The organism is Alkalispirochaeta americana (assembly GCF_900156105.1).
Lineage (GTDB): Bacteria > Spirochaetota > Spirochaetia > DSM-27196 > Alkalispirochaetaceae > Alkalispirochaeta > Alkalispirochaeta americana.
Genome location: NZ_FTMS01000048.1, coordinates 1 through 2,491 on the forward strand (window position 1 = coordinate 1; position 2,491 = coordinate 2,491).

A 2,491-nucleotide genomic window follows, 5' to 3' on the forward strand; every position below is an offset into this window, starting at 1 on the left:
GGTTCGGAAAAAGCCATCGTGCGGCTTATGCAGTATTTCCATTGTTCCCCCACGTATCACTACCGCCTTTTTGATGCTGCTGCATCAATTGGGGGTGTTTTTGGGGGAAACTGTATGCTGGGGCTCAGCACCGGGTCGGGGGCTTGAATGGGGCGGATGGTATGTCTTGCTCAGGAAGATGATTTTGCCCGGGTCCTGCGCGAGCTGAACCGCCTTGCCCGGGAGGGAGGTGTTCTCTTTCTCAAGACACCCCGGTTCCGTCAGGTTTTGCTCTATCTGCTCTATGCCGCAGGCTTGACCCTGGAAGAGATCGCCCCGATTGTAGACTTCCCCCTGGCCGAGCTGCAGGCTCTGCTGGCCAGGGAGGATTAACCCTTCCCCTGGGACCAGCACACACGCGTCAGGGACAGAAGGGGTGCCGCATCCCGGATCCGGCACCTCCACCGGGTTTGCCGGGCCCATGAGCGACTCCCCGTTCCGTATTATTCGGCAGGCTACTTAGTTTTCGCCAAACGGAAGCCCCTCATACCACTGTTTATAGAAGGACCGGCAACGCTAACGTGACCTACTCGAAGCAAGATCGGAGAACCGCCCCAGCGACCACCTCGCAACACGCGGCTGGTTCCTGAACTGGTGAAACACCACTCATCAACATTACCACTCATGTCGTAGAGGCCAAGAGCGTTGGGTCTTCTTCCGTCCACTGGGTCACTCTTACTTACTGGCTGAGAAGTATTTACTCTAGCTGGATACCGGTCCCTGACAGTTTCAGGAAACCAGGCATAATTACCAAGAGTAGATGAACCAGCACGAGCCTCGCCTGTATCACCACTTGCAGAATTACCTTTTGTCCATTTAATTCTCTCTCTACCGAAATTTACACCACCTACTACCCCTGTTACCGTGTTCGTTCTATCGGTTCCGCGATACCGGGCTGCCATCTCCCACTCCATGCTCGTGGGCAGGCGATACCCTTTGCGGTAAATTGTCTCCTCTTCTTCCTCCACCAAGTTCTGAATAGCAACAGTGGAGTCTCTTAAAATAACATTGGTGTCATTTCTGTCTCGATATACCGGCTCCAAACCTGTCATCTCGGACAGCGCGTTACACCAAATAATCGCATCACGCCAGCTTACATCAGTTACCGGATGCTGATCGGTGAACTCATACTCAGTGTGGCTTCCCATTCTGCCACGGTTTGCAAAGGTGTACACAGCATTCCCGCGAGCCCTCGCATCTGTCGCCCAGTCATACACTACCTTCCACAGCTCGTAGGTGACCTGGGTGTCACCCATATAAAACTTATGATTCAAGGTCGCAATACCGTCATCATCTACACCTGTTGGAAAGGTTACGCTGTCCCTGTCGTTGGCCAGATTCAGCTGAAACCTGACACCACCGACTGTTTCAACAATTGGCTCTCCTGGCCCCTGCTCAGAACCACTCAGATCATCATAGGCGGTAAAGACAAGCGCAGTCACTGCCAGCAACATTGCAATTACTTTTAAATTCTTCATTTCAAACCTCCAAAAAACTGTTTGCGAATAATCCAGCATTGCAATTGTCAGAAAAAAAGATGATGGGTGCAAGACTTTAAATAGCAGAGATAGTTTTCCCTATCGCTATAGGTTTCCAGATAGTACCTGAGTTTTTTTTGCCCTTGAATTTTCTGTGGGATACACAAAAGACAATGTTATTCGTTCTCTTTTGTCAAGCAAAAGCCATTATCGCGTCAGGGACAGGAGGGGTGCCGCAGGCAGTCGGGGCCTGCTGGCCCCGACGGAACCCCCGCATGGCCCGACGGCAGCCGGTTTCGGCTGCCGGGACGCCCCATCCCCTCATCGGGGTCAGAACGGGGACACAGCTCCGCTGCGATCAGGCCACAACGTTGGGTCCAGGGAGCACATCCCAGGCTCAACGGCTTGTTTGGAAGATTGGCAAGCGCAGTCCCAGTTGTATGCTCTTTTAGTTTTTCCTTGTTGCAGCCAATACTTGGGCGACGATTTTGGGGTGGAGCATGTCTTTTCAGTGAAACGGAATAGTGATGCGGTCATCATCTCTGCGGTAAATGCGATGACTACCCTTGGTACGAACAAGCTCAAAACCAGCACGGGGAAGCCAATGCTCGGCTTCTTTCGCATCCAGCTGTTCTTGCTCAGGCGTGGATTTGGGGCTGGTTATGCGGTTCCTGCGGTTCCTGCAGATCCTTGATTTCCTGCTCGGACAGCCCGGTGATGTCGGCTATGTCCTGGATGGAGAAGCCCTTGTCCAGCATTCGGCGTGCATCTTCACGAGCCTTTTCCCGCATGCCTTCCTGACGGCCTTCCTGACGGCCTTCCTGACGACCTTCCTGACGACCTACCTGACGGCCGCGCTGCATGATTAATTGTGCCGTACTCATGAATTCCTCCTGGAGTACCGGGTTGGTTACCTCGGTATAAATTTGCTGGTGGATTTCCTGTTCTGTCAAGCTGCTGGCGGAGAATATGTA

General features: G+C 52.8%; 3 protein-coding genes and 1 pseudogene. 1 reads left to right on the forward strand and 3 read right to left on the reverse strand.

The features are described 5' to 3' along the window. The first annotated feature begins 147 nt into the window (after window positions 1-147). On the forward strand, window positions 148-372 hold the full coding sequence (locus BW950_RS14565) for a hypothetical protein (RefSeq protein WP_076490020.1): 225 nt from the start codon (window positions 148-150) through the stop codon (window positions 370-372). Window positions 373-560: 188 nt separating this feature from the next. Here the strand turns inward: BW950_RS14565 and BW950_RS14570 are convergent. The 3 genes and pseudogenes from BW950_RS14570 to BW950_RS14580 form a co-directional block, all read right to left on the reverse strand. Further along, window positions 561-1,556, reverse strand: a pseudogene (locus BW950_RS14570) (formylglycine-generating enzyme family protein); the annotation flags it as partial. 469 nt (window positions 1,557-2,025) lie between these two features. Continuing rightward, a complete protein-coding gene (locus tag BW950_RS15620; protein ID WP_200796852.1) occupies window positions 2,026-2,205 on the reverse strand; it encodes a type II toxin-antitoxin system HicA family toxin in 180 nt (59 codons plus the stop codon). Beyond that, window positions 2,156-2,491, reverse strand: a 336-nt coding sequence (locus BW950_RS14580) for an Rpn family recombination-promoting nuclease/putative transposase (protein ID WP_200796851.1), incomplete at its 5' end; no start/stop codon positions are given. The genes BW950_RS14580 and BW950_RS15620, both read right to left, overlap by 50 nt.

Bases quoted from the DNA above. Each gene is read 5' to 3' on its own strand.
- BW950_RS14565 (WP_076490020.1), top strand. From the start codon at position 148: ATGGGGCGGATGGTATGTCTTGCTCAGGAAGATGATTTTGCCCGGGTC.